Below are 25,457 nucleotides of genomic sequence, written 5' to 3'. Positions count from 1 at the left end.
CCTGTGGGACAACGACACCACACATACCGACCGTTGGAGAGCAGCCATGTCGATCCCGGAGGACGACGTCCAGGAACAAGGTGCCGTCGAGGAACCACCCACGCTCGTACGCCCCGGTGAGCCGGGCTTCCCGGCTCCTCCCGAGGACGTCGTCGAGGCGGCGAAGCTGGCGCCCGACCACTGGCTCACCGTCGTCGACCAGCAGTGGGACGGCGAGGACGGCGAGGACGGGGAGGAGCCGCCGGCCTGGGCGATGCTCGGCCGCTGGCGCGCCGACGAGTACGGGGAGATCGTCGAGTGGCAGCGCAATCCCGGCTACCGGCCGTCGCCCGAGAGGATGGGGTGGCCCGAGCCGGTCAGCGCCGCCGACCGGGCCGCTCAGCGTGCTGCCACCGGCTACGGGCCGGACGAGGACGTCATCCGTGCGCTGGCGGACGCCGAGGTCGCCGTGTGCGTGGACGACGAGGGGCGACCCTCGGTCGACGAGACGCCCGAGGGGGCCCAGGCCGTGGCCGTCTTCTCCGCCTCGTCCGGCCTGGAGGCGGACCAGCTTCCCCGGCACGACGTGATGCCGATGACAGATCTGTTGGAGCGGCTGGGCGACGACGAAGAGGTGCTGTTTCTCAGCTCCTCCGCCCCGGTGGCGCTGCTCATCGGGAAGGGCGCGCTCCGGGCCGCGTCCCGGGACTGAACTCTTCCGGGCCGAAATCCGTGGCATGTGACGCGAGGTCTGATGCGGCGGTGCCGATGACCGCTCCGGAGCCATGCGACACCGTACGAACCAGTGAGTGAGGACAGGATGAGTGAGCCCAACGGCGAGGTCCGTACCGCAGACGTGGACGTAGACGTGGACGTAGACGCAGGGGCTGGCACGGACACGGACACGGACGCCGCGACGGGTACGGCGGCGGTGGACCCCGCCCCGCCGGAGGAGTTCGTCGAGGCGGCCCGGCTCGCGCCGAACCACTGGCTGTACCTGATCGACCCGGCCTGGTCCGGTGACGGACCGCCGCCGAACTGGGCCGTGGTCGGCCAGTGGCGCTCCGACTTCGACGGGGAGATCGTCGAGTGGCGGGACAACGAGGACTACCGGCCCTCGCCGGGCGCGATGGACTGGCCGGCGCCCACCGACGAGGTGGACGCCGCCATCCAGCTCGCCACGACCGGCTACGGCCCCGCCGAGGACGTCACCAGCGCCCTGGCGCGGGCCGAAGTGGCGGTACTGGTCACGGCGGAAGGTGACCCGGTACGCGCGTCGGCGCCCGACGGCTCCCCGGTGATTCCGGTGTACACCTCGCCGCAGTACCTCCACCTCGCCGGGCGGCTCGGCTTCGAGCAGGTGCAGGCGCGGGAATTCCTGGACCGGATACCCGAGGGGTACAACCTGTGCCTGAACAGCTCGGCTCCGGTCAGCATGGTGCTGCACACCGCCGGCCTGGAGGAGGCGATGGACAGGGCGGAGGCCGGGTCGGAGGACGGCTTGGAGGCCCGGTCGGAGGCCGAGTCCGAGCTGGAGACTGCCCCCGTCTCCGCCTCCGCGCCGGGGCCCCGTAGCCCGTCCGTGGACGACTGGCCGATGACGATGAGCACTGAGGACCTGGCCGGAGAGCCCGGAGAGCACAGCATGGAAGACGCCCCCGGCGGTCCGGAGAATTCCGAACCTGCCCCGGAAACGACACCGTGAGCCGCACCGGCGGCGGCCGGCCGAGGTGGTTCGGCAGACGTGGCGACCGGTCGGCCGTGGCGGAGTCGGCACCAGCCTCGCAGGCCGAGGGCTTCGCGAACTCGGGTGCGGGAGGGGAGCCGCTGCTCGTCGAGGAGTACGACGGCCTACGGCTGCTCCGTACGCCCTCCGACGACGCCCTCGGCACGTCCGACGTCGCGGACCTCGCCAGGGTCCTGGCCGCCGACACGGACACGGTCACGGTGCTGACCGGGGCCGACGCGTCGCACTCCGCCGACCTGTGGCCCCGGCTCGGCGGCGTCCTCGACGAGCTGCGGGACGACGGCATCCGCACGGTCCGGCTCGTCATGACGGCGGCCGGGGAGGACCGTCCGGAGGCACCCGCGCTGGCCCGCCGGATCGCGGACGCCTGGCGGCTGGAGGTCGTCGCGCCCGACGGGCTCGCTCTCGTGGTGCCCGGCGGTGGGCTGTTCGTGCCCGCTCGGGGGCCGTACGCCGGCGGGGGAGCCGTGGCGGAAGAGGGGAGCTGGTGGCGGTTCCTGCCCGACGGGGCCGAGCCGGAGCGGATCGGTCCCCGCCAGCCGGCGCCCGACTGGCAGGCGGCGATCGAGGTGCTGCCCGAGAAGGTCGGTGCCGCCTGCGTGATCGAGCAGATCCCGGCCGGGGTGCTCGCCCGGTCCCCGGACGTGGACCCGCCTGGCCTGGGCGACCTGTGCTACGCCGTACCGGTCGATCCTCGGGGACCTACCGTGCTGCTGGGCGTTCCCGGGGGCGGGGACGTCTCGGCCGGCGATGTCGTGGAGCTCCTCACCGCGCTGCCGGAGCCCGCGCGGAACCTGGTCAGGATCGCCCCGGGAGGCCACCGGGATGTGCTGCCCACCGTCCAGGCGGTGTCCGACACGCTGGGCGCCGAGGTCACGGCGTGCACCGGAATGCCGCTGCTGACGCACGGCCCGGCGGCGCGGTCCGGCGTGCACGCGGTGGTGCTGGGCGTCGACGGCTCGCCCAGGTGGCAGGCGTTCGTGGACGAGGTGCGGTGCCGTCCCGCCGAGCCGGGCGCGCCCGCGCCGGCCCCCCGGCTCCAGCGCTGGACCCCGCCTGTCGACGACGTGGGGCACGATGGCGACGACGGTCACGACGGCCGGGTGCGGCCCGAAGAGGGCGTCTTCCGGCTCTCCGAGGGCTGGCAGGTCGCGGTGACCCGCGCCGGCCTGTGGCTGACCGAAACGGACGAGCAGCGCCCGCCGTTGGCGGACCGGCCGGCGGATCCGGACGGCCCGGCGATAGAGGTGGGAAGCGCCGGGCGGTCCCTGGACGAGTCGCTGACCCCCGTACTCGGCACGCTCCTGGGCGGGCTCGCCGGTGAAGTCCGGGGAAAGGCACGGTTGTTCGTGCACGGCGTGAGCGCGGACGACGGCCGCGCGCTGCGCCGTACCGCCGCCGAACACGCCCTGCGCGCCATCCGCTTCGAGACCACCTCGGCCGCTCCGCAGGAGGCCGGCTACGGCACGACAACGCTTCCCCGGACCCCGCCGCGGCACGCGGCCAAGGAGCCGCCCGCCCCTGCTCGCCAGGCCCGACCTGCCCCCGAGGCCACGGCCGCCCCCGCCGCCGACGAATTGACTGCCCCTGCGGCTGCGCCCGTTCCCGGCTCCGTTGCCCCGTCCACCGGCAGCGAGTCGCCGCCGACGCCATCTTCCACCCCGCTGTCCGTACGGGAACTGAGGCAGGGCCTCCCTGTCTCGATGCAGAACATGTCCCCGGCGTCGCCGCCGGACCCACTCCCGCCGAGCCCTCCACCGGACATCCGCACCACCTCCGCCCCGGCCGAGCCCGCATCCGCCCGCGACCTTCCCGCGCGCGACGAGGCAGGCGAGGAGACCCCGGAGCCACGGACCCCGGAGGCACGGACCCCGGAGCCACGGACCCCCGAACCACCGCCCGTTGCGGCACCGGAATCACACCCGGCCGGTCCCTCGCACCGACGGCCCGCCGTCGTGTCCGAGTCCGCGGGACCGCTGCCCGCCGTCCCGTTCCTGCCGGAGCACGCCAGTACGGCAGCGCAACGCGCGGCGTTCCGGAGGCTGGCGGGGGAGAGCTGGGAGCGGCACGGCGCCGCCGTCACGCGGGCGCTCACCAGGATGCCCGCGCTGCGCGGGCCGGAGCTGTTGGACGCCAGGGACGACCTGATCGCGCTGCACGCGTATCTGCACGCCGCCGAAGGCCCGCTGGGGCATGACGAGTTGGCCCGGGGCGTGCGGGCCGGTGACGAGCGGGCGTTGTGCTACGCCGCGTGCGTGGCGTCGGCGCTGCGCCGGCTCCCGTCGTACCGCGGCCCCGCCTTCCGCGGCACCGATGGCGCGGACGACGGCGTCGTCCCGGGGAACCTGGTGCGCGATGCGGCCCCCGTCGGCGGGCTGCCGCATTGGCCGGGCACGCCGCGCCCCGGCGGTCCGCAGTACGTGATCTGGTCGGCGACGGGCCGCCGGGTGCGCGAGCTGACGGGCGGACCGGGAGCCTCCGCGAAGCGGGACGAGATCGTGTTCGCGCCGGGCACGCTGCTGCGCGTGCTCGACGTCCGCGAGAGCGACGGCGACGGCGCTCGACTGGTGCTGATGCGCGAGGTGTCCAGCGCTCCCGCCGCCAGGAACGCCGGAGCGATTCCCCAGAGCACGGAGCTCGACGAGTACGACCGCGCAACGCTCGACCGGCTCGACGAGACGCTGCGCAGCCAACCGCTCGCGCCCGGACCGTTCCACTGGCCGCAGACGTGCGCGGGGCCGCTCGGGGGGTAGGACGGGAACGCGGCCGGTGCAACGCTCGGCCAGGCGAGCTGATTTGAACCGTTGGGCGCCGCTCCACGTGTTGGGGGAGGTGGCGCGGCGGGAACCCCCCGTACCCGCCGCGCCCCCCCCGCTGCCGTCGGCATCGTTCCTTCGAAGGAACTGAGCACGTATCCGGACGACGGCGCCCCGACCGCAAACAGATGAGCCGCTGTGCCCATGTCCTCGTCTTCCGGTGATACGAAGCACTCTCGACCGGGCTTCGACCCACTGGCCATCGCCGCGATGACGGTCACCGTGGTCTCTTTCGCCGCCACCGCCCCGCTCACCGCCGCTGCCTCCGCCCCGCCTCTGGCCATGGCCTTCTGGCGCAACGCCCTGGGCTTCGTCACGCTCGTGCCGCTCCTCCTGCTGGTGCTGCGCCGCCGAGAGGTGGCGCGGGTCGCGCGCGGTGAACGCGGAGTGCTGCGGCGCGAGCAATGGCGGCCCCTGGCCCGCGGCTTCCTGGCCGCCACCTCGCTCGCGCTGCACTTCGCGACCTTCATGACGAGCACGCGGATGACCACGGTGGCCATGTCCACGGCGCTCGTGGCCACGCAGCCGGTCTGGCAGGCGTTGATCGCCGCGGGCCAGGGCGTGCCGGTCGCCCGCCGCACCTGGGCGGGGCTGCTGCTCGCGGTGGTGGGCGCGGCCCTGGCCGCCGGGCCCGGTGTGCAGGCGGGCGGTTCGGCGCTGATGGGCGACGTGCTCGCCCTGGCCGGTGCCATGGCCCTGGCCGGGTACACCGCGTTGAGCCAGCAGGCGCGGGCGGACCTGAGCACACCGCTGTACTCGGCGTTCACCTCACTGATCTGCGGGCTGGAGCTGGCTGGCTGTCTGCTTGCTGGCCGGCATCCCGCTCGCCGGCTTCGACCGGACGACGCATCTGTCGCTGCTCGGCCTGCTCCTGCTGCCTCAGCTTCTGGGGCCCGGCTCGATGAACTTCGCCCTGGGCCGCGCCTCGGCGACGACGTTGAGCGTCTTCCTCCAGCTGGAGACCCCGCTCGCCGCGCTGGCCGCCTGGCTGTTCATGCGCTCGATGAGCGCTACGACGATCCCAGGGTGGCGTGGGCGTCCCGCCGGTCCGGAACCCCCACGGTGACGCTCGTCCACCACGGCACCGGCGCCTTCGATACGTTGACGTTGCTCAGGATTTCCCGCGAGTAACCGCTTCCCGAATATAAGGCTCTGGTAAGAGCGGCAGTTACATTCGAGAAATGTTTCCGCCGTGAATTTAAAGGGACTTCACCGTGAGGGTGTCGAGATCCCGGTGTTTCTTGGTAGAGTTCCCATGCCGCCGAGGAATGCACTCCAGTGGCGGCAGTGAATGCTGTATGCAGTGCATCAAGAAATGAGGAACCTCATGAAGCTCTACAAGATGATACCCCAGCGTATGACGAAGATTACTCCGGCTAAGGACGAATTGTCGCGCCACAAGCAGCGCCGCGCACAGCCGGCGCGGAAGGCTCGTCTCATCGGCCGTAAAGGCTGACGTAGGTACATTCCGGAGGCGGGCCCAAGGGGTCCGCCTCCGGGCATGGGGGGCGCCGTGTCTGCGAACAACGATCAACCGAAGGTGCGAGTGCGGGCCATCCCGCTCGTATCGAAATTCCCGGCACCCAGCCCGGCGGCGGAAATCGCCGGTGGCAGCGGCGGTAAGGGCGATTCCGCAGACTCTGCCGGCGCCGATGTTTCAATAAGCGCGTCAGCGCGCCTTGCTTTCCGTTCCTTCTGGCCGCTGACCAAGGGCGACCGGCGCTGGATCGTGCTGATCTGCGCGTGCGTCATCGTCGCGGCACTCGCGGAGACCGGAGCCGTCCTGCTCTTCGGGAAATTGACCGACCATGCCCTTCAGGAGGGTTCGGTCAGTGCGTTCTGGATGCCCGCCGGTCAGTGGCTGGGACTCGCGGTCCTCGGCGCCATCATCGGATACGCCGGGAACTCCGCCGCCGTCTGGGTCGCCGAGCGCTTCGTCCTGCGGCTGCGTGCCCGGGTCTTCCGCCATGTGCAGGGGATGCCGCCGCACTTCTTCCAGCGCCACCGGCAGGGCGACCTCGTCGAGCGCCTCACCGGGGATGTCGAGGCCATCGAGCAGATGGTCGTCTCCGGCGTGGTCCAGACCGTGTCCGCACTGTTCAGCACGGTCTTCTTCTTCGGTGCCGCGCTGCTGCTGCGCTGGGATCTCGCCCTGGCCACCTTCGTGCTCGCCCCGCTGTTCTGGCTGGCGGCACGGCAGTTCGCCTCCCGGATCAAGAAGGCCTCCCGCCAGGAACGCGTCGCCGACGGGGCCATCACCTCGGTCGTCGAGGAGTCGCTGGGCAACATCGTGCTCACTCAGGCGTACAACCGGCGCCGCGACGAGGAGGCGCGGCTGGACGTCCAGGCCGGCGCCTGGCTGCGCGCGTCCGTGCGCGGCAACCGGCTCAGCGAACTGTACGAGCAACTGGTCGAGGTGATGGAGACCGTATGCGTGCTGGCCGTCATCGGGCTCGGCGCCTGGGAGATCTCCGAAGGACGAATGACGCTCGGACAACTCCTGTCCTTCGCCGCCTTCCTCGGTTACCTCTTCCCTCCGATCCGGCAGCTGGGCCAGCTCGGCCTCGCCGTCACCGCCGCCACCGCGGGCGCCGAACGGCTCCTGGAGATACTCGACGCCCGGCCCGCGGTCACCGACCCGCCCCCTGACGCACCCCGCCCGCCCCGGTTGATCCGCGGCGTCCTGGACGTGGAGCGGGTCTGGTTCCGCTATCCCGGGCAGGAACAGGACTCGGACGAGAGCGCTCCCTCAGAGTTCGAGCGCATCCTCGCCCCCGGCCCCGACGCCGCCCCGTACGCCCTGCGCGACCTCTCCTTCACGGCTCGGCCCGGAGAGCTCATCCTGATCACCGGACCCAGCGGCGCCGGCAAATCCACGCTCGCCAAACTCCTGCCCCGCTTCTACGACCCGGCCCTCGGCCACATCCGCCTGGACGGCTTCCTGCTGAGCGCCTTCCCTCTGGAACGTCTGCGCGAGCACATCACCCTCCTGCCCCAGCAAACGCTCGTCCTGCACGACACCATCCGCGAGAACATCGCCTGCGGACGCCCCGGGGCCACCGACGACGACCTGCTCCGAGCCGCTCGCGACGCCGCCGCACACGACTTCATCCAAGCCCTCCCGGACGGCTACGCCACCCTTGTCTCCCCGGGCACCGCCCAGTTGTCCGGCGGCCAGCTCCAGCGCGTCGCCATCGCCCGCGCCCTGCTGCGCGACTCCCCGGTGCTGGTCCTGGACGAGCCGACCGCCGGCCTCGACGCCGTCGCGGCGCGCCAGGTCATCACCCCGCTGCGCCGCCTGATGGCCGGCCGCACCACCCTGCTCATCACCCATGACCTGCGCCTGGCCCCCGACGCGGACCGCATCCTCGTCATCGACCACGGCCGCCTGGCTGAGTCCGGTCGCCATGACGAACTCCTGGCCCGTAAGGGCATCTACGCCCACCTCCACGGCACCGGCACCGGCACCCGCTGACGAAGGAGCCGGGTGCCGCAGCCGCAGGCGATACCCCGCCTTCCGCACGGTCTCCACCACCGTCGGCTCCCCGAGCTTCGCCCGCAGCCTGCTGACCGTGATCCGTACGGCATTACTCTCGACCTCCAACTCCCCGCCCCACACGCGCTTCACCAGCTCCCCGCCGCCGATCACCGCCCCCTCGGCCCGCATCAACACCTCCAGCACATCGCACTCCCGGCTCGACAACCGCACCGGCCGACCCTCTCGGCTGACCAGGCGGCGCGGCACGTCCAGAACGATCCCCGCACCCTCCAGAACGGTCGGGCCGTCCCGGCCGCTCCGGCCGCCGAGGACGCCGTCCGCTCCGCCCTCTCCGACGACCTCCACGTCGTAGCCGGAGCGCCGCAACTCATCAGCCAGCCGCTGGGCCGGCGACGTCCCACCCGCGAGGTCGTCCTCCACGATCAGCACACGCATGGTCACCGCAGGCCCTCGTAATCCGGCCCCACGGTGAGCGTCACCGCTCCCGACGAGTCATTGTCCGCCCACGTCGTGGAGTCCGGCAGGCGGGAGGCGAGCGCCTCGCCGGAGCGCCGCAGGCTCGCGGGGTAGCTCATGGTGGTCTTCCGCACCGGTTCGGGGGCGTTGCCGGCCGAGGTCACGGTGAAGCCGAGCGCCCGCAGCTCCGCGGCGGCCTCGGCGGCGCGTCCAGCTTTCCCGGTGCCGTTGAGCACGCGGACGCGGACGGAACGGGTGGGAACCGGGTTCTTGCTCTCGGCCTCCATCCGCTTCTTGTCGACCTCCTTGTCGTGGGCGAGCTGGTCGAACAGCCGGGCCGCCTGCGGGTACTGCCACACGACATTGGCCTTGTCGGTGGGGATGTCGGCCTCCCGGGGGTAATTGGGCACGGTCAGGAAGGTGAGCCGGTCCTTGGGGATGCCCTTGACCTCCGAGGCCAGCTCGTAGAGCGGCTTGAGCCCGGCCAGCCCTTTGTCCGTGGTGAGGGACTTGGTCATCGAGTCGAGGAAGTCGTACAGCTCGGCCGGGCTGGTGACCTTCTGCTGCGCCTTGCGGGCGAGGGCCCGCATGAACTCCTGCTGGCGGCCGATGCGCCCCAGGTCCGAGCCGTCGCCCAAGCTGTAGCGGGTACGGACATAGGCCAGCGCCCGCTCGTCCTTGACGGTCTGGCAGCCGGCCGCCATGTCGAGATGGGCCTTGGTGTCGTGGATGGGAGTCTTGGGGCAGACCTCGATGCCACCAAGGGCGTTGACCATACCCTTGAAGCCCTGGAAGTCGAGCGACATGAAGTGGTCCACGCGCAGGCCGGTGTTCTTGTCCACGGTCTTGATGGTGCAGGCCGACGCGGCGCCCATATCGCCCTTGCTGCCGCCGATGGCGAACGACTCGTTGATCTTGAACGAGTGCGGCGCCGACTTCTTGCCGTCGCCCCGCTCGCAGGAGGGGATGTGCACATAGGAGTCGCGGGGCAGCGACATGACCGTGGCCCATTCCCGGTTCGCGGCCAGGTGCACGACCGTCAACGTGTCCGACTGCATGGTGCTGAGATCCTTGCCGTACTTCGCGTTCGCCCCTGCCCGGCTGTCCGAGCCCACCAGCAGGATGTTCTTCGAGCCCGAACTCGCCTTCTCCGGACGGTCGCCGTCCAGGCGGTGCTCCACGTCGGCGGACGTGATGTTGCCGTCAAGCTGCCGGTACGCCCAGAAGCCCGCACCGGCGCCCTCGAGGACCAGCACCGCGAGCACGCCGCCCGTCCAGGCGAGTATCCGCCCGCGCCGCGTGCGGCTCCGCTCCTTTACCGGGCGTTTCCTCCGGTGGCCGCGGCCCGGTGGCCCGGCACCCACGACCGGGCTCCGTTCCGCGAGGCGTATCGCACTCTTGCTCACTCGGATCCTTCTTCGATGCGGATGCCGGACGGGGTGTTCCGTCCGGGGCGCCATGCCCGTATCACGACTCGCGTGGGGGAGGAGTTCACTGGCGTGACGGTTGACGACGAAACCCCTGCGGGGCACTGCCTGCCGCGGGGGTTTCGTCGGTCCCAAGGGGCCGCGGGCGGTCAGCTCATCCGCCACTCGTGGTCGTCCTTCGAGTTGCAGCGAAGGACTTTGAGCCGGGCGTCCTCGCCGCCACTGCCGTACGTCTTGCCGTCGACGTCCAGGCACATCTGCTCGCTGCGGTAATTGCGGATCCAGGAGTTCCTGCCGTCCTCCCGGCGGTCCAGCCACCAGAGCTGGTTGTCCTTGTACGTGCCGTCGCAGGGGGCCTCGACCACTCCCGTCCCGCCGGGCACGCCGCTGTATCCGGGCAGGTCCAGGCACAGGTTGTCTTTGGCGTTGCGGAACACGACGAGCCTGCCGTGCTTGGACGTCGTCTTCTTCACGTCCATGTACCACCCCTGGTTGTCCGTCCGCCGGTCCTTCGCGCACGGGTCCTGGTTGACGGGGCCGTTCACCCTCCCCTTGCCCTTGCCCGGGACGTCGACGCACATCCCGGTCATGGCGTTCACCAGAATCAACTGGTCCGGGAGCAATGGGCCGGGACCCAAGTACTGGGCCGTCGGGGATTCCGAGGAGTCCGGGGACTCGTCGCCCCGCGAACCGTCTTCCTTGAGGGAGTCGTTCCGGCTCCCCTTCTCTTCGCCGCCCTCATCCTCGGCCGCCTTCTTGGTGGCGGAGTCGGGACCGACGTCCGAGCCGTCCTTCTTGTCGTTCGTGCGCTCGGGCGAGGGGGACTTGCCCTGGTACGAGCCGGGGTTCTGCGGATCCTCGTTGTCGGGGATGGTCGCCCCGACGGCCTGTTCGGCGCCGGAGTCCTTCTTGTCGTCGTCCCCGGTGCTGAGGGCGATCAGGGGTACGGCGATCAGGAGGGCGCCGGCGAGGGCTGCGGCGGCGCGCAGCGCCTTGGTGGGGCGGCCGGAGGGGGGCTCCTCGTCCGTGCCGGTCGCGGTGGCGGACTCCGGCGGGTCGTTGTCGGCCCCGACAGCCGTCGCCCCGGCGGCGCCCTTGCTGCCCCGGCCCTCGTCGGGCACGGCCGAGGACGAGGTCTCGAAGGTCGTTGTCGGCCCCTCGGGGCGGACCGAAGCGGTGGGCTCGAAGGAGTCCGGTGCCGCGGCCGACCTCTCGGCCGATCCGGCCGATCCGGCCGATCCGGCCGATCCGGCCGATCCGGCCGGTTCGCCCGGCGCCGGCGCGCCGGGCGCCAGCGCGTCGGGGGCGGTCGCGGGCGTGGACCCGGGCAGCGGCACGGCGCGGCGTACCGCCGGTCCTCCCGGATCCGTCGGTTCCTTGTTGGGCATCGTGTCTCCGTTTCGGATCTGAGGTCAGGCGGCCGCTCAGTCGCGGAGGGCAGTGCTCCAGCCGCCGGGAGGGACAGGACGGGCGTGCCCGACTGGTCGCTGCGAACATAGGTGGAAAGCCGCGTGCGCCTCGAATCGCGCAATTACGGATGTTCGCCGTGGAAAATCGCCAACCGGGTGTTTCTGATGTGCATTTGGCAAGCGAAAAGCAATACCGACGCAAGGCAGCGGCGGCCGGGTCAGGAGGTGACGGCTTCGACGATGTAGTACGGAGGGGTGAGTGGTGTGGTGTTCGAGCGTTTGAGTCCGGCTGCTGCGAAGAGTCGGTCGAGGTCGTCGTGGTCGCGTTCGCGGCCGGGTTGCAGGGTGAGCATGTTGACGTCCATCGGTGCGGCGGGGCCGGGACGGGAGACCGGTCCGATCAGCATGTCGACGACAACGACTCGTCCGCCGGGCCGCATTGCTTCCCGGCATCGCTCGAGGAGCTGGGTGCAGGCCTCGTCGTCCCAGTCGTGGAGGACGAACTTCAGCAGGTAGATGTCGGCCGTCGGAACCGCTTCGAAGAAGTCACCTGCCTGGGCGGTGCACCGCTCGCTCAGCGAGCGGGCTTGAATGTGTGCGCGGGCGGAGTCCACCACGTGGGGAAGCTCGAAGAGGATGCCGGTGGTCCCGGGATGCTCGTCGAGCATGGAGAGCACGAATGCTCCGGTGGCGCCGCCGAGATCGACGATCGTCTCCCCGGGATCGGCAGGGATCTCCGGGACCGCCTCGCGGATGATCGGGAGCGACAGTTCGGTGATGCCCTGGGTGAAGAGCTCGCCTTCCTCGGGGGTGGCGCTGAAGTACTCCCACAGGGGTTGCTCGAGGACCTCCATAGCCCGGTCCTTGCCGGTGCGCACCGCGTCGGGCAGGCTGCCCCACAGCCGCCAGTGCCATACGATCGCGAGGTTGCGCAGCGAGTCGGCCGCGTCGGTGCGGAGCCGGTCGAGCAAGGGTGTGCTGGTGAACCGGCCGGAGGCGTCGTCGTGGCCGACCAGGCCTGTCCCCACGGCCCCTCGCATGAGCCGGAACGTCGTCTCGGGGTGGGTACCCGCGGCCTCGGCGATTTCGTCAGGTGTACGCGGAGCTTCGTGCAGCAGGTCGGGGACCCGCATTTCGGCGAGGGTCCGTGCTATCTGGCTGACCCACTGGGCGGTGATGATCGACATCATCGTTTCCTGGTCGCCGGTCTCGTAGTCGGTCACCGGGTACTTCTCCTAGACGTCGTCGCATATCGACCAGCGGCGTCAGCTGTACGCCCCGGGACGGTTCGGTGCCCCATCCCGGACGGTCCCTCCGGTGCCGCGGGTCGTCGTCCGTACGACAGGCGACAACGGAGGAAACCGGGCCGCGGTTCATTCGGGAGGGCCGCCCTGGGCCTCCGGCTTCCGGCCGACACGCTCGCGGATCAGCGCGATGCCGACGACCACAACCGCGGCCGGCATCGACATCGTGACCTGCTCGCGCGCGTCGGGCTCGGCCAGCATGTAGACGAGAACGAACGAGATCATCCCGATCGTCGCCCAGGTCGGATACGGAAAGAGCCACATCCGCACGGTCAGCTTCTCGGGGGTCTCGCGCAGGATGATGCCCCGCATCTTCAGCTGGGTGCCACAGATGACCAGCCAGACGAACAGAGCCACCGCGCCGGAGGAGTTGAGCAGGAAGGAGAACACCGTCTCGGGCCACTGGTAGTTGAAGAAGACCGCGAGGAAGCCGAAGACGACGGAGCCCAGGATCGCCGTCTGCGGGACGCCCCGCGCGTTCGTACGGGCGAAGGAGCGAGGCGCGTCGCCGCGCTCGCCGAGCGAGAATGGCATTCGGGAGGCCGTGTACAGGCCGGAGTTGAGACAGGACAGCACCGCCGTGAGCACAATGACGTTCATGACCTGCCCGGCGTGCCCGATGCCGATGGAGTCGAGCGCCGCGACGTACGAGCCCTTGTCGGCGATCGCCTTGCTGTCCCAGGGGAGCAGCGTGAGGACGACGAAGATCGAGCCGAGGTAGAAGACGGCGACGCGCCAGATCACGCTGTTGGTCGCCTTGGTGACCGCGCGGCGCGGGTCCTCCGACTCGCCGGCCGCGAGGGTGACGATCTCGCTGCCCATGAACGAGAAGACCACCAGCAAGGTGCCGGTGAGGATGCCCCGGGCCCTCGGGGAAGAAGCCGCCATGCGACCTCCCGCAGGTCACGGGATCCGGCATCGCCGGTGGCAGACCGTGCCAGACGCTCCCGCTTCCACGCCGTGTTCATCGGCTCGATCAACGGCCACCGCTCGTCCGAGAAGTCGCTCCGTCATACCTCTCGCTCCACACGTCGCATCGCTGCTTGCACACGACCTTCCCCAGCCCCGAGCGGCGATCAATACCACGAACAGGCAATCGCCAACCTACGGAGAAGGGACTCAACGCCCGGTCAAACTGAACCGTTGGCGGCGCGGGTCCGTTGTGCCCTGCAGGGCAGCGGGGCGCATTCCGCACCGGCACCGGCCGCTGCTCATGGAGCCACCGACCCAGCCATAGCATGTGGAGGATCAATGAAGCCCTCGCGCTCTCGCGTCACCGCCGCCCTCGCCGTCGGCGCAGCAGCCATCGCAATTCCGCTGACCGCGAGCCCCGCTTCAGCCGCTGACGTGGGCTCCCCAACGGCCATGGTCAAGTACGAGTGGGTGATTGCCGGTGGGGGGATGACCAAGTCGGATTGCCTAGACGCTCTGGCGAACGACGTGAAGTACGGACCGGCGGTAGATGGGTTCTGCTTCACCGAGGACGGGAACACGGACCCGGGAAGGAGCGTTTGGGCCGAGGTGCTCAAGAAGCCCCTCTAGCTTGATCTTTAAGAGCGTCCGCCAGTAGGTGGTGAGTTGTGGTTATCGGATGCGAGGGCTGGTGGGTCGGGTGTCCCAGCGGGGGGTGTACCAGGTCCTGCGGATGAGGCTGCGGACGACAATGGTCGCGGTGGCCAGCTGAAGGAAGAACTCGGTACAGGCGCGGCGGCGTTCGGTGTTGCGGCGGAGTTTGCCGAAGTTGTTCATCCAGGAGTTTGTGCGTTCTGCGCCCCAGCGGCCGTCGGTGTGGATCGGGGTTTTCGTGTCCCGCTTCGAGATCCGGTGTGTGATGTCACGCTCGGTGGGATCGCGGTAGACCGGCCCAGAGTCCTAGCCGGCGTCCAGGCTCAGGGCCGGGTGCCGCGGGACTCCGAGTTGGTCGGTCAGCTCGGCGAAACCATCGAGGGTTTCGGGCAGCAGCGTGTGGTCACGGATGTTCGCTCCGGTGGGCACCGTGACCACGGGTATGCCGTAGCTGTCGGTGAGCTGGGACCGTTTGAGGCTCTGCTTGCCCCGGTCCACCGGGGACCGGCCTGCGCACTCGCCGCCCGTTGGTGCCTGGGTGATACAGCCGTCCGCGGCCAGGTCCTCCAGCTCAAGACCCACCATCTGGTCGTGAGCCGGCAGGGCCGCGAGGACCAGGTGGCCGGCAACACCGGCAGCGATCCACTCCTCTCGCCGGCGCCGGATCGTCGTGGCCGAACACGCCTTGTCCGCGACCCGCTCGTAGCCCATCCCCGACACCAGTGTCACAACGAGCCGGTCGAAGACCACCGCGTCCTTGATCCGGGGATTGTGGCAGCCCAGCGGGTGCGAATCTTGCCGGGCGGGCAGCAGACGGAGGAACTCCTCGCGGATCGGAGCAATGATGGACGCAGACACGACGGACCTTTTCGAGTGATGTGGATGGGTGTCAGGATGCCTACGACCCATCGCTCCATCGACGGAGTTCAGGCGTGGAACCCTCCCCGCTGACCGTCGCCGAGTGGCGCAGGTTCCTCAGTGACTACAGCTCCACGTTCCTGAACTCGGGCCTTCTCCGTGAGGCCGAGTCGGATGGGAGGGCGCAGTTCCTGCTGAGTGAGGCCCAACTGGAGGCTGGATGGCTTGGCTACGGGCCGGCGAGCGAGGAGGCGGTGCTGGCTGCTGAAAGGCGACTTGGGGTCCGGCTGCCGCCGACGTACCGGAACTTCCTGCTGACCAGCAACGGCTGGAACAGCATCGGCCTTCTCGATCTGCTCAAGGTCGATGAAATCGGGTGGTTTCCTGACCTGACCGATCTCCTCGACTACTGGTCGTCGCCAGACTCGGGATACTTCGCCGAGGATCTCGAGAAATTCGAGCGGTGCCTGTTGATCTCAAATGACGACGGCGGCAGCGGTGGCCATTGGGTGCTGTATGCCGACAGCGCCGGGCAGGACGGCGAGTGGACCGCGTACGAGTGGTGGCCGGGCGACGGCACCGGTCCTGAGCGGCACGATAACTTCGCCGCCATGCTAACAAGCGCAGCGGAAGTCATTTCCTGACCATGTCTTTTAGAGCGTCAGTCGGTAAATCATGGATGCGTGGAGTTGGCGGCGCGGCGGGCAGGGGTTTGATGATCATGGAGCCTTGTGCGCTCTGTGACCGTCGGGAGAGTTCGTGTCCGTCGTGCCTGCATGATTTCGCCAGAGATGCCGGTCTGGATCGCTGAGCACTCCGAAGCCCCTGGGGGGGGAGGGTGAAGAGCCCCCAATACTTCCAACCTCGGCCTGACAAAGATCCCTGGCTGAGATGCTTTTCGGCCACGCAGGTTCAGGCGCGGTCGACAGTCGGGCCAGATTATGTGTCCAGCGCCAGGCTGGTGCCGGCAAGGCGGCCGTCGATGACGTGCGGCCGGCCCTGGATATTATTGAGGTTGCGTTTCGCGGCGCCGACGGATCCGACGTGCGTGACTCGCCTGTCTTCGACGTCGTGGGGACCTCGAGGGAGTGGGTGAGCATCTCCCGCACTGACCTGACGGTGCATCAGGAAGGTCGGCAAATGGTCAGCATGAGTCCTGAGAAACCTGGGGACCCATGCTCGAACATGCGACACGTTGTACGCTACGGAAATAGCCCTTGACCTGCAAAAACGCAGGCAGGGAGCCTACCTTCCGGAGTGCTTCGATGTTGCGTACAATGTTCAAGTCCAAGATCCACCGAGCCACCGTCACCCAGGCCGACCTGCACTACGTGGGATCGGTGACCATCGACGCCGATCTGCTCGACGCCGCGGACCTGTTGCCCGGCGAGCTGGTCCACATCGTCGACGTCACCAACGGCGCCCGGCTGGAGACGTATGTCATCGAGGGGGAGCGCGGCTCCGGCGTCGTCGGAATCAACGGAGCCGCCGCGCACCTCGTACACCCCGGAGACCTGGTGATCATCATCAGTTACGCTCAGATCCCCGACGTCGAGGCGCGGGCGCTGCGGCCGCGGGTGGTGCATGTGGGCCGCGACAACGCGATCGTGGGCCTGGGCGCCGACCCGTCCGCACCGGTGCCGGGCTCCGACCAGGAGCGCAGCCCGCAGGCCGTATCGGCCTGAGCTCGTCGGTGTGACCACTTCGGACCAGGAGCGTGCTCATGAGTGAGATCGACATCCGCGACGACCGCGCGGCGGGGCGCCTTGAGGCCCTCGCGGACGGCGAAGTCGTCGGCCGCATCGAGTACTTCGTCCTCGAAGTCCCGGGGCGCGCCCTGGTCCCGGTGCACACCATCGTGGAACCCGCTCACGAGGGGAAGGGCATCGCCGGCTCGCTGGCCCGCGAGCTGTACGCCATCGCCGAGCGCGAGGGCGTCGCCGTCGCCCCGCTGTGCCCGTACGTCGTGAAGTGGGCCGAGCGCCACCCCGCCGAGGCTCCGGTGGCCGACCCGGAGTTGCTGCGGGCGGCGATGGACTGGCTGGACGCACACCCCGACCGATTCTGAGGCAAAACCCTTGCTGGCACTTCTGCACACCTCACCTGTCCACATCCCCGTCTACGACGCTCTGCGCGACGAGGACCACCAAAGCCTGGAACTAAGGCACTTCGTCGACGAGTCGCTGCTCGCCCGTGCCCGCGCCGAAGGCCCCGAGGCGGTGGCGGACGACGTTCGCACCGCCGTGGAGCGGGCCGTCGCCGACGGTGCACGGGCCGTGCTGGTCACGTGCTCGACCCTCGGCGGAGTCGCGGAGGAGGCCGCCGACGGCATCGGGGTGCCGGTGCTGCGCGGTGACCGTCCGATGGCGGCCGCCGCCGTGGCCGCGGGGTCCCGGATCGTCGTCCTCGGGACGGTGGACAGCACGTTCGGACCCACCGCGTCGCTGATCGAGGAGGAGGCCCGCCGCGCCGGACGCCCCGTCGACGTAAGGACCGCTCTCGTGGCGGGCGCCTGGGCGCGCTTCGAATCGGGCGACCTGGAAGGCTACGCGCGGCTCGTCGCCGCCACGGCCGACGAGGTCACCGACGCCGACGCGATCGTCCTCGCGCAGCCTTCGATGGCCCCGGCCCGGCAACTGACGACGACACCGATCCCGGTGCTGTCCAGCCCCCGGCAGGGCCTTGCGGCGGGGGCAACGGCGGCGGGCCCACCCGGGTGAGTGGCCGAACCGGCCCCGGGTACGCGGGGGAGTAGTCCAGAGCCGACGTTTCATCACTGGCCGGAGGACCTCATGACCAACCCGCACCCCGACCCCGTCCCACCAGGACCCACACCGGGCCCAACACCCGGCCCCGACCCCGTACACCCCGACCCCCCACTCCCGCCCCCACCCCCGACCCCCCACCCGGACCCGTCCCCCATCCCACCGGGCCCGGACCCCGTACCCACCCCAGAACCGGGCCCCCCACTCACGTGACCCGAGACTAAAAGCAAGGTGGGCGGCACCCCAGAACCACCGCCCACCCCAACGCGGCCAGGGGCGCGGGGAACTGCGCGCCAAGCCCCCACGCACCCGCAGACGAAAAGGAAGGTGGGCGGCGCCCTAAAGCCGCCGCCCACCGCATCACGGTCAGGGGCGCGGGGAACTGCGCGCCAAGCCCCCACTGACCCGCACACGAAATGCCAGTGGGCGGCGCCACAAGAACGCCGCCCACCACATCACCGCAGGGGGCGCGGGGAACTGCGCGAAAAGCCCCCACTCACCCGCACCACGACCGATCCTCCCGAGCCGCTAGGCGGAAACCTCGGACTGGTCCCCGCCCCACAGCGTGTGGAACGACCCGTCCCGGTCCACCCTCCGATACGTGTGCGCCCCGAAGAAGTCCCGCTGCCCCTGCGTAAGCGCCGCAGGCAACCGCTCGGCCCGCAGCCCGTCGTAGTACGCCAGCGCCGCCGAGAACCCGGGAGTCGGCACGCCCTGCCGGGTCGCCGCGATGATCACCTCGCGCCAGTCGTCCTGCGCGTCGGCGATCTCCCGGGCGAACGTGTCGTCCGAGAGCAGACTCGGCAGGTCCGCCCGCGTGTCGTACGCGGCGCGGATGCGGTCCAGGAAGGCGGCACGGATGATGCAGCCGCCGCGCCAGATCGCCGACACCGCACCCAGGTCGATGTCCCAGTCGTACTCCTCGCTGCCCGCGGCGATCTCATGGAAGCCCTGGGTGTAGGAGACGATCTTGGAGGCGTACAGCGCCTGCTCGACCCGGTCGGCGAAGGCGCCGGCCTCGGACTCGCTCAGCGGCGTGGCCTTCGGGCCCGCCAGCCCGCGCGAGGCCTCACGCAGCGCCGCATGCCCGGACAGGGAGCGGGCGAAGACGGCCTCCGCGATGCCCGAGACCGGGACACCGAGGTCCAGGGCGATCTGGACCGTCCACCGCCCCGTGCCCTTCTGCTCGGCCTGGTCCACCACCACGTCCACGAACGGCTTGCCGGTCGCCGCGTCCACGTGCGACAGCACCTCGGCCGTGATCTCGATCAGGTACGAGTCCAGCCGCCCGGTGTTCCAGGTACGGAAGATCTCCGCGATCTGCGCGGGCTCGTACCCGGCGACATCACGCAGCAGCTGGTACGCCTCGCCGATCAGCTGCATGTCGGCGTACTCGATGCCGTTGTGCACCATCTTCACGAAGTGCCCGGCGCCGTCGGGACCGACGTGGGTCACGCAGGGCGCGCCGTCCGCGGCCTTCGCGGAGATCTTCTCCAGCATCGGGCCCAGCGAGTCGTACGACTCCTTCGGGCCGCCCGGCATGATGCTCGGCCCGTGCAGCGCGCCCTCCTCGCCGCCGGAGACGCCCATGCCGACAAAGTGGATGCCCTGCTCGCGCAGATCGCGCTCCCGGCGCCGGGTGTCCGCGAAGTGTGCGTTGCCGCCGTCGATGATCATGTCGCCGGGCTCGAGCAGCGGGGCGAACTCCTGGATCACCGCGTCCGTCGGGTCACCGGCCTTCACCATGATGACCAGGCGCCGGGGCCGCTCCAGCGCCGCCACGAACTCCTTCGCGGTCTCGGCCGCGACGAAGTCGCCCTCGCTCCCGAACTCCTCGACCAGGGCGTGCATACGTGCCGCCGTCCGGTTGTGCACCGCGACCGTGTAGCCGTTGCGCGCGAAGTTGCGGGCGAGGTTGCGGCCCATGACCGCGAGACCCGTGACGCCGATCTGGGCTGAATTGCTCATTGCGTTGGCTCCTAGTGACCTCGGTATCAGCGGTGCCGGTCCTGCATGCCCGCCAGTATTGCCCCATCGTCCATCCTGACGTGCCGGTACGCCGACCGCACATCCGGGTGGCCCGATGTCGCGCAGGCACATACGCATGGAAGGCCTCGCCGCACTCAGCCGTCCCGGGTGTCCCGTCAACGCCCGCCGATTCCTCGCCACTTGGCGTGACCATGCGGCTGATTGCGGTCTTGTCATGGCCTGTTCGCGGCGCTTACTTTTGGCCCTCCGACGTATGTCGAGGGGGCTCTTTCATGGCCGTACGCGGCCGGCACCGCCGGTATCAGCCGAACAGGATCAACCGCGCCTCACTCACCGTCACCGCGGGCGGTGCCGGAATGGCGCTGCCGCTCATCGGTACCGGTGCCGCGCACGCCGCGGACGTGGACACCTGGAACAAGGTCGCCGCCTGCGAGTCGACGAACAACTGGAGCATCAACACCGGCAACGGCTACTACGGCGGACTCCAGTTCGCCCAGTCGACCTGGGAGAGCTTCGGCGGCACCCGGTACGCGCCGCGCGCGGATCTGGCCACCAAGGACCAGCAGATCGCCGTGGCCGAGAAGGTGCTGGACGGACAGGGCCCGGGCGCCTGGCCGGTGTGCTCGGCGCAGGCCGGGCTGACCCGGGGCGGCGACACCCCCGACATCCAACCGGGCGGCACGGCCCCGCGTACCGCCAAGAGTTCCGTGGCCGACGTCCAGCCGCAGACCACGCCCCAGTCCCGGGCGGGCACCGCCGAGATGTACACCGTCGTCAGGGGCGACAGCCTCTCCGGGATCGCCGAGAAGAAGGACGTACGGGGAGGTTGGCAGGGGCTCTACGCCGCCAACCGCAAGACCATCGGCGCGGACCCCGACCTGATCCTGCCCGGCCAGCGGCTGAGTCTGCGCGGCAAGTCGGTCACGACGACGAGTGCGACGCCGAGCACGACGACAGTCGAGCCGGCACCCAAGAAGCAGCCCGTTTCGGACAGTGCCCCCAAGACGGAGACCCGCAAGAGCGGCTTTGTCGCGCCGGTGAACGCCGGGACCGGCACGCCGTACCACAAGGCGGGCTCGTCCTGGTCGAAGGGCTACCACACGGGCGTCGACTTCGCCGTCGCCACGGGGACCTCCGTGAAGGCCGTCGCCCAGGGGCGGGTCGTCAACGCGGGCTGGGAAGGGTCCTTCGGCTACCAGGTGGTGATCCGGCACGACGACGGCCGCTACACCCAGTACGCGCACCTCTCGGCGATCTCCGTGAAGAGCGGGCAGTCCGTGGGTGTCGGGCAGCGCATCGGCCGCTCCGGGTCCACGGGCAACAGCACGGGCCCGCATCTGCACTTCGAGGTGCGGACCGGGCCCGGCTTCGGGTCGGACATCGACCCGGTGGCGTACCTCCGGGCCGGTGGCGTCAGGATTTGATGCGCATGCGGTGCCGGTCCAGGACCGGCATCGGGACGTACGGGCCGCCGTAGAACGGTCCGTACAGCTGCGGGGGAGTCACGATGTGCGCCGGGTCCTCCTCCTTCTCGAGGTCCGGCGCCGGTGCCTGGGACGGGACCAGGGCCTCCGACGGGAGTTCAGCCGCGGGCTGCTTGAGGAGCTTCTTGACGGCCTCGGACGACTCGCCCGAGTGCTGTGCGAGCAGTTCCTCCACGGGTGCCGGCTCCGCCGCGGGCTCGACCACCGGGTGCGTACGCCCGATCCGCTCGGTCGTCAGCAGGATCAGCCCGCCGGCCGCCACGACGCCGCAGCTCAGCGCGAGCACGGTGCCCGTGGCGCCGTAGCGGAAGGTCTCGCCGAACATCGTGATGCCGACCGCGGCCGCCAGCACGGGGTTCACGACCGTGAGCGTGGCCAGCGGGGCGGCGAGTCCGGCGCCGCGGTAGGAGGCCTGGGAGAGCATCAGTCCGGCCGTGGCGAAGACACCGATGGTGGCCAGGGACGGCAGATCCGCCGCCGTGACACCGCCGGTCCAGTCGACGGCGACCGTCTTGGTGAAGACCGAGGACATACCGAACGCTATGCCGGACGCGGTGGCGAGCAGCACGCTGCGCACCGCCGGGTGCCGGTGTGCGGCCCGGCCCGCGATCATCAGTGCCACGACCGCACCAGCGGTGACCAGGGCCACGCCCACCCGCTGGGTCGAGTCCAGGGACTGGGTGTCGGCCGTGCCGACCAGAGAGAGGAGACCCGCGAGTCCGACGGTCGCCATGATCGCGCCCCGCCAGGCGGTCGTCCCGGCCTTGCGGCCCACGAACAGCGCGGCCATCGGCAGTGCGAAGACGATGGTCAGCGCGCCCAAGGGCTGGACCACGCTCAGCGGCCCGAACGCCAGAGCCACCACGTGCAGCAGACCGCCGAGGCCGTTCAACGCCACTGCCGCCCACCAGCTCGGCCGGCGCAGCGGCGCGTACTGCTGGTCGGGGGAGGAGTCCGCGACGCGCTCTTGTACGATCGCCCCGCCCGCGTACGCGACGGCGGAGACGAGCGACAGCAGAACGGAGAACGCGAGGGCACTCATGAGCGGCTCCTCTGCGTGAGGCGGGGGCCCCGGGCCCGTCGCGACGATCGGTCGGCTTCCATAATCAACACGATGCCCCGAAAAACTCTTCCCGTCGTCGTACCTGAGCACTCAATGGTTCCTACTACCGATGGAGTACGACTGGAGCCTTGTCCTCCCTCAGAGGGGTGACACCCCCTGGTGGCCCTCCTGGTCGGGACCCCTAGGGGCCTTGGTACTACTGGCCTTCGTGGACCTCGTCCCGGATCCCCCCGCGCTTCGCCGCGCTGGCCGGCTTCTTCGTACTACGCACACCCGGAGACGTTCACCGGCCACTTCCGCCCCGCGCGCAGACGTACGTCCACGGGCCATCGGATGTTTCAAGAAATTTCCTGAATTTTCCCGCCCGGAAGATCGCGAAGGCGCTGCGGGCTCCCGAGTTGCGGATCGCGGCGACTGTTGCTTCCCACGACCCCCGTGCTCTTCCCCGAGCGCCGCTCTTGAGTGACCATGAGGGAGCCGGGTGCCGAGACAGGGGGTTGCGGGTGCGAGTGGGACTGCTGACCCGGGAATACCCCCCGGACGTCTATGGCGGCGCGGGCGTCCATGTCGAGTTCCTCGCACGCGAGTTGCGCGGCCTCGTCGACCTGGACGTGCACTGCTGGGGCGAGGGCCGGGCGGAGGGCGTCCTGCGGCATCGCCCCTGGCCCGCACTGGACACCGCCAACGACGCGCTGCGCACCTTCTCCGTGGACCTCGCCATGACCGCCGCCCTCGAGGGCCGCGAACTCGTCCACTCCCACACCTGGTACGCCAACCTCGGCGGCCACCTCGGCAAACTCCTGTACGGCATCCCGCACGTGATGACCGCCCACTCCCTGGAGCCGCTGCGCCCCTGGAAGGCCGAGCAACTCGGCGGCGGCTACGCCCTGTCGAGCTGGGCCGAGCGCACCGCGATCGAGGCCGCCGACGCGGTGATCGCCGTATCGGGCGCCATGCGCGAGGACATCCTCGGCTGCTATCCCACGCTGGACCCGGCGAAGGTCCACGTCGTGCACAACGGCATCGACACCACCCTCTACCGGCCCGACCACGGCACCGAGGCCCTCACCCGCATCGGCGTCGACCCCGGCCGGCCGTACGTCCTGTTCGTCGGCCGCATCACCCGCCAGAAGGGCGTGCCCCAGCTGCTGCGCGCGGTTCGGGACATCGACCCCTCGGCGCAGGTCGTGCTGTGCGCGGGCGCCCCCGACACCCCGGAGATCGACCGGGAGTTCCGCGACCTGTTCCAGGAGCTCAGCAGCGTCCGCGAGGGCGTGCACTGGATCCCCCAGATGCTGCCGCGCGCCGACGTGATCCAACTCCTCACCCACGCGGCCGTGTTCGTCTGCCCTTCGGTGTACGAACCCCTCGGCATCGTCAATCTGGAGGCGATGGCCTGCGGAACGCCCGTCGTGGCCTCCCGGGTCGGCGGTATCCCGGAAGTCGTGGAGCACGGAGCGACCGGCCTGCTGGTGGACACCGAGAGGAACTTCGAGGCGAACCTGGCCCTCGCCCTGGACTCGGTGCTCGCCGACCCGGAGAAGGCCGAGCGCATGGGCGAGGCCGGACGGGAGCGCGCGGTGGGGGAGTTCGGCTGGGATGCGGTCGCCCGGAGGACGGCCCGGCTTTACCGGGAGATCCTCAAGCAGGCGTAGGACGGGGGCAGGCCCTCGAACAGGCTTAGCGGCCCCTGATCAAGGGCACATCATGGTCAACCAGGGTGAGGGGAGCGGCCATGCGGCGTGGCGGACCTTCGGTGCTCGGAATAGTACTCGCGGGCGGAGAAGGCAAACGCCTGATGCCCCTGACCGCGGATCGCGCCAAACCCGCGGTCACCTTCGGCGGCACATATCGCCTCGTCGACTTCGTTCTCTCCAATCTCGTCAACGGCGACATCCTGCGCATCTGCGTCCTGACGCAGTACAAGTCGCACTCGCTGGACCGCCACATCACCACCACCTGGCGGATGTCCAGCCTGCTGGGCAACTACGTCACACCGGTCCCGGCCCAGCAGCGGCTCGGCCCGCGCTGGTATCTGGGCAGCGCGGACGCGATCCTCCAGTCGCTGAACCTGATCTACGACGAACGTCCCGAGTACGTGGCCGTGTTCGGCGCCGACCACGTGTACCGCATGGACCCGCGCCAGATGCTCGCCCAGCACATCGAGAACGGCGCGGGCGTGACGGTCGCCGGGATACGCGTCCCGCGCACCGAGTCCTCCTCCTTCGGCGTGATCAGCCCCGGCTCCGACGGCCGCACCGTGGAACGCTTCCTGGAGAAGCCCGCCGACCCGCCGGGACTGGCCGACGACCCCGAGTGCGTCTTCGCCTCGATGGGGAACTACATCTTCACCACCAAGTCCCTGATCGAGGCACTCCAGCGCGACGCCGAGGACCGCAACTCCGTGCACGACATGGGCGGTTCGATCCTGCCGCAGCTCACCGACCGCGGCGAGGCCCAGCTGTACGACTTCAGCGACAACCACGTCCCCGGCGAGACCACCCGCGACCAGGGCTACTGGCGTGACGTCGGCTCGCTCGACGCGTACTACGAAGCCCACATGGACCTGATCGCCGAGCGCCCCGCCTTCAACCTCTACAACCGCCAGTGGCCCATCTACACCCACTCCGGCCAGCTCTCGCCGGCCCGCTTCAACGCGGGCGGTATCGCAGGCGAGTCCATCATCAGCGCCGGCTGCCTGATCCGCGGGCAGGTCACCCGGTCGATCCTCTCCCCGGGCGTCGTCGTCGACCCGGGAGCGGTCGTCCAGGGCTCGGTGCTGCACGACAACGTCCACATCGGCCGGGGCGCGGTCGTGCGCGGCGCCGTGCTGGACAAGAACGTCGAGGTGCCGCCGGGCGCGACGATCGGCGTCAACCCGGATCGGGACGCGGAGCTGTACACGGTGTCCAAGGGCGGGGTGATCGCGCTGGGGAAGGGGCAGTTGGTGACGTAGGCCGGCTACTCCCTCAGAGGTACGGGCGGCGTCGCCACGGGTACGACGACTGCACGGCAGGGACTGCGGACGATGATGGCTCACCGTCCGGAAGGAGCCCGTCGTGCGAAGTTCCACAGCCGTTCTCGTCGCAGCGACG

The 25,457-nt window shown here is 70.1% G+C and carries 19 protein-coding genes and 3 pseudogenes; 14 read left to right on the top strand and 8 right to left on the bottom strand.

Annotation, left to right across the window (positions count from 1 at the left end; all coding sequences use genetic code 11):
* Nucleotides 1–46: 46 nt before the first annotated feature.
* The 6 genes from ACIHFB_RS13710 to ACIHFB_RS13685 all read left to right on the top strand — a co-directional run bounded on the left by ACIHFB_RS13710 (nt 47) and on the right by ACIHFB_RS13685 (nt 8,017).
* Nucleotides 47–691, top strand: coding sequence for a type VII secretion system-associated protein (locus ACIHFB_RS13710; RefSeq protein ID WP_365280214.1), 645 nt, complete (start codon nt 47–49; stop codon nt 689–691).
* A 108-nt stretch (nt 692–799) separates the two neighbouring features.
* Nucleotides 800–1,684: a type VII secretion system-associated protein gene (locus ACIHFB_RS13705; protein ID WP_400126876.1), complete on the top strand. Its 885-nt coding sequence runs from the start codon at nt 800–802 to the stop codon at nt 1,682–1,684.
* Nucleotides 1,681–4,479: a hypothetical protein gene (locus ACIHFB_RS13700; RefSeq protein WP_400126875.1), complete on the top strand. Its 2,799-nt coding sequence runs from the start codon at nt 1,681–1,683 to the stop codon at nt 4,477–4,479. Before ACIHFB_RS13705 ends, ACIHFB_RS13700 begins: the two co-directional genes overlap by 4 nt.
* A 207-nt stretch (nt 4,480–4,686) precedes the next feature.
* Nucleotides 4,687–5,673, top strand: coding sequence for an EamA family transporter (locus ACIHFB_RS13695; RefSeq protein WP_365280206.1), 987 nt, complete (start codon nt 4,687–4,689; stop codon nt 5,671–5,673).
* Nucleotides 5,674–5,869: 196 nt separating this feature from the next.
* Nucleotides 5,870–5,998, top strand: coding sequence for a hypothetical protein (locus ACIHFB_RS13690; RefSeq protein WP_365280205.1), 129 nt, complete (start codon nt 5,870–5,872; stop codon nt 5,996–5,998).
* A 45-nt stretch (nt 5,999–6,043) separates the two neighbouring features.
* On the top strand, nt 6,044–8,017 hold the full coding sequence (locus ACIHFB_RS13685) for an ABC transporter ATP-binding protein (protein ID WP_400126874.1): 1,974 nt from the start codon (nt 6,044–6,046) through the stop codon (nt 8,015–8,017).
* Between the two features lie 84 nt (nt 8,018–8,101).
* On the opposite strand, the pseudogene ACIHFB_RS13680 reads toward ACIHFB_RS13685, so the two are convergent.
* From ACIHFB_RS13680 to ACIHFB_RS13660, 5 genes and pseudogenes are all read right to left on the bottom strand, one after another.
* Nucleotides 8,102–8,209 (bottom strand): annotated as a pseudogene (locus ACIHFB_RS13680) (response regulator transcription factor); the annotation flags it as partial.
* A gap of 269 nt (nt 8,210–8,478) precedes the next feature.
* The gene (locus tag ACIHFB_RS13675) at nt 8,479–9,762 is read right to left on the bottom strand and encodes an LCP family protein (protein ID WP_400127151.1); all 1,284 of its coding nucleotides are present in this window, start codon (nt 9,760–9,762) and stop codon (nt 8,479–8,481) included.
* Nucleotides 9,763–10,073: 311 nt separating this feature from the next.
* Nucleotides 10,074–11,312, bottom strand: coding sequence for an RICIN domain-containing protein (locus ACIHFB_RS13670; RefSeq protein WP_400126873.1), 1,239 nt, complete (start codon nt 11,310–11,312; stop codon nt 10,074–10,076).
* Nucleotides 11,313–11,551: 239 nt separating this feature from the next.
* Nucleotides 11,552–12,556, bottom strand: a complete 1,005-nt coding sequence (locus tag ACIHFB_RS13665; protein WP_400126872.1) for a methyltransferase — start codon at nt 12,554–12,556, stop codon at nt 11,552–11,554.
* A gap of 150 nt (nt 12,557–12,706) precedes the next feature.
* Nucleotides 12,707–13,523: pseudogene (locus ACIHFB_RS13660) on the bottom strand (amino acid permease); the annotation flags it as partial.
* Nucleotides 13,524–13,888: 365 nt separating this feature from the next.
* Here ACIHFB_RS13660 and ACIHFB_RS13655 point away from each other — a divergent pair.
* Nucleotides 13,889–14,179, top strand: coding sequence for a hypothetical protein (locus ACIHFB_RS13655; RefSeq protein WP_365280193.1), 291 nt, complete (start codon nt 13,889–13,891; stop codon nt 14,177–14,179).
* A gap of 42 nt (nt 14,180–14,221) precedes the next feature.
* On the opposite strand, the pseudogene ACIHFB_RS13650 reads toward ACIHFB_RS13655, so the two are convergent.
* Nucleotides 14,222–15,112, bottom strand: a pseudogene (locus tag ACIHFB_RS13650) (transposase).
* 23 nt (nt 15,113–15,135) lie between these two features.
* Between ACIHFB_RS13650 and ACIHFB_RS13645 the strand changes: the two are divergent.
* From ACIHFB_RS13645 to ACIHFB_RS13630, 4 genes are all read left to right on the top strand, one after another.
* Nucleotides 15,136–15,705 carry an SMI1/KNR4 family protein gene (locus tag ACIHFB_RS13645; RefSeq protein WP_400126871.1) on the top strand — a complete coding sequence of 190 codons (570 nt, stop codon included), beginning with the start codon at nt 15,136–15,138 and terminating at the stop codon, nt 15,703–15,705.
* A gap of 621 nt (nt 15,706–16,326) precedes the next feature.
* On the top strand, nt 16,327–16,746 hold the full coding sequence (gene panD / locus ACIHFB_RS13640) for an aspartate 1-decarboxylase (protein ID WP_400126870.1): 420 nt from the start codon (nt 16,327–16,329) through the stop codon (nt 16,744–16,746).
* Nucleotides 16,747–16,784: 38 nt separating this feature from the next.
* Nucleotides 16,785–17,129, top strand: a complete 345-nt coding sequence (locus ACIHFB_RS13635) for a GNAT family N-acetyltransferase (protein WP_365280183.1) — start codon at nt 16,785–16,787, stop codon at nt 17,127–17,129.
* 10 nt (nt 17,130–17,139) lie between these two features.
* Nucleotides 17,140–17,781, top strand: coding sequence for an aspartate/glutamate racemase family protein (locus ACIHFB_RS13630; RefSeq protein ID WP_400126869.1), 642 nt, complete (start codon nt 17,140–17,142; stop codon nt 17,779–17,781).
* A 573-nt stretch (nt 17,782–18,354) separates the two neighbouring features.
* On the opposite strand, the gene gndA is transcribed toward ACIHFB_RS13630, so the two are convergent.
* Nucleotides 18,355–19,794 carry an NADP-dependent phosphogluconate dehydrogenase gene (gene gndA / locus ACIHFB_RS13625; protein WP_400126868.1) on the bottom strand — a complete coding sequence of 480 codons (1,440 nt, stop codon included), beginning with the start codon at nt 19,792–19,794 and terminating at the stop codon, nt 18,355–18,357.
* A gap of 293 nt (nt 19,795–20,087) precedes the next feature.
* Here gndA and ACIHFB_RS13620 point away from each other — a divergent pair, with 293 nt between their 5' ends.
* Nucleotides 20,088–21,239 carry a transglycosylase family protein gene (locus ACIHFB_RS13620; RefSeq protein WP_400126867.1) on the top strand — a complete coding sequence of 384 codons (1,152 nt, stop codon included), beginning with the start codon at nt 20,088–20,090 and terminating at the stop codon, nt 21,237–21,239.
* Here the strand turns inward: ACIHFB_RS13620 and ACIHFB_RS13615 are convergent.
* On the bottom strand, nt 21,229–22,341 hold the full coding sequence (locus ACIHFB_RS13615; protein ID WP_400126866.1) for a DMT family transporter: 1,113 nt from the start codon (nt 22,339–22,341) through the stop codon (nt 21,229–21,231). The two genes, ACIHFB_RS13620 and ACIHFB_RS13615, sit on opposite strands and share 11 nt — an antisense overlap.
* A 524-nt stretch (nt 22,342–22,865) precedes the next feature.
* Between ACIHFB_RS13615 and glgA the strand changes: the two genes are divergently transcribed.
* Together glgA and glgC are read left to right on the top strand one after the other, a co-directional pair.
* Entirely contained in the window at nt 22,866–24,017 is a 1,152-nt protein-coding gene (gene glgA, locus ACIHFB_RS13610) for a glycogen synthase (protein ID WP_400126865.1), read from the top strand.
* An 80-nt stretch (nt 24,018–24,097) separates the two neighbouring features.
* On the top strand, nt 24,098–25,318 hold the full coding sequence (gene glgC, locus ACIHFB_RS13605) for a glucose-1-phosphate adenylyltransferase (RefSeq protein ID WP_365280166.1): 1,221 nt from the start codon (nt 24,098–24,100) through the stop codon (nt 25,316–25,318).
* Nucleotides 25,319–25,457 lie beyond the last annotated feature (139 nt).

Source organism: Streptomyces sp. NPDC051963 (genome assembly GCF_044593495.1).
In the GTDB taxonomy this organism is placed as follows: Bacteria; Actinomycetota; Actinomycetes; order Streptomycetales; family Streptomycetaceae; genus Streptomyces.
This window is presented reverse-complemented; position numbering and strand designations above follow the sequence as displayed.

Excerpts from the sequence above, each read along its gene's own strand:
- ACIHFB_RS13710 (WP_365280214.1), top strand. The coding sequence starts at position 47 with ATGTCGATCCCGGAGGACGACGTCCAGGAACAAGGTGCCGTCGAGGAA.
- ACIHFB_RS13705 (WP_400126876.1), top strand. The coding sequence starts at position 800 with ATGAGTGAGCCCAACGGCGAGGTCCGTACCGCAGACGTGGACGTAGAC.
- ACIHFB_RS13695 (WP_365280206.1), top strand. The coding sequence starts at position 4,687 with ATGTCCTCGTCTTCCGGTGATACGAAGCACTCTCGACCGGGCTTCGAC.
- ACIHFB_RS13690 (WP_365280205.1), top strand. The coding sequence starts at position 5,870 with ATGAAGCTCTACAAGATGATACCCCAGCGTATGACGAAGATTACTCCG.
- ACIHFB_RS13685 (WP_400126874.1), top strand. The coding sequence starts at position 6,044 with ATGGGGGGCGCCGTGTCTGCGAACAACGATCAACCGAAGGTGCGAGTG.
- ACIHFB_RS13670 (WP_400126873.1), bottom strand. The coding sequence starts at position 11,312 with ATGCCCAACAAGGAACCGACGGATCCGGGAGGACCGGCGGTACGCCGC.
- ACIHFB_RS13655 (WP_365280193.1), top strand. The coding sequence starts at position 13,889 with ATGAAGCCCTCGCGCTCTCGCGTCACCGCCGCCCTCGCCGTCGGCGCA.
- panD (WP_400126870.1), top strand. The coding sequence starts at position 16,327 with ATGTTGCGTACAATGTTCAAGTCCAAGATCCACCGAGCCACCGTCACC.
- ACIHFB_RS13635 (WP_365280183.1), top strand. The coding sequence starts at position 16,785 with ATGAGTGAGATCGACATCCGCGACGACCGCGCGGCGGGGCGCCTTGAG.
- gndA (WP_400126868.1), bottom strand. The coding sequence starts at position 19,794 with ATGAGCAATTCAGCCCAGATCGGCGTCACGGGTCTCGCGGTCATGGGC.
- ACIHFB_RS13620 (WP_400126867.1), top strand. The coding sequence starts at position 20,088 with ATGGCCGTACGCGGCCGGCACCGCCGGTATCAGCCGAACAGGATCAAC.
- ACIHFB_RS13615 (WP_400126866.1), bottom strand. The coding sequence starts at position 22,341 with ATGAGTGCCCTCGCGTTCTCCGTTCTGCTGTCGCTCGTCTCCGCCGTC.
- glgC (WP_365280166.1), top strand. The coding sequence starts at position 24,098 with ATGCGGCGTGGCGGACCTTCGGTGCTCGGAATAGTACTCGCGGGCGGA.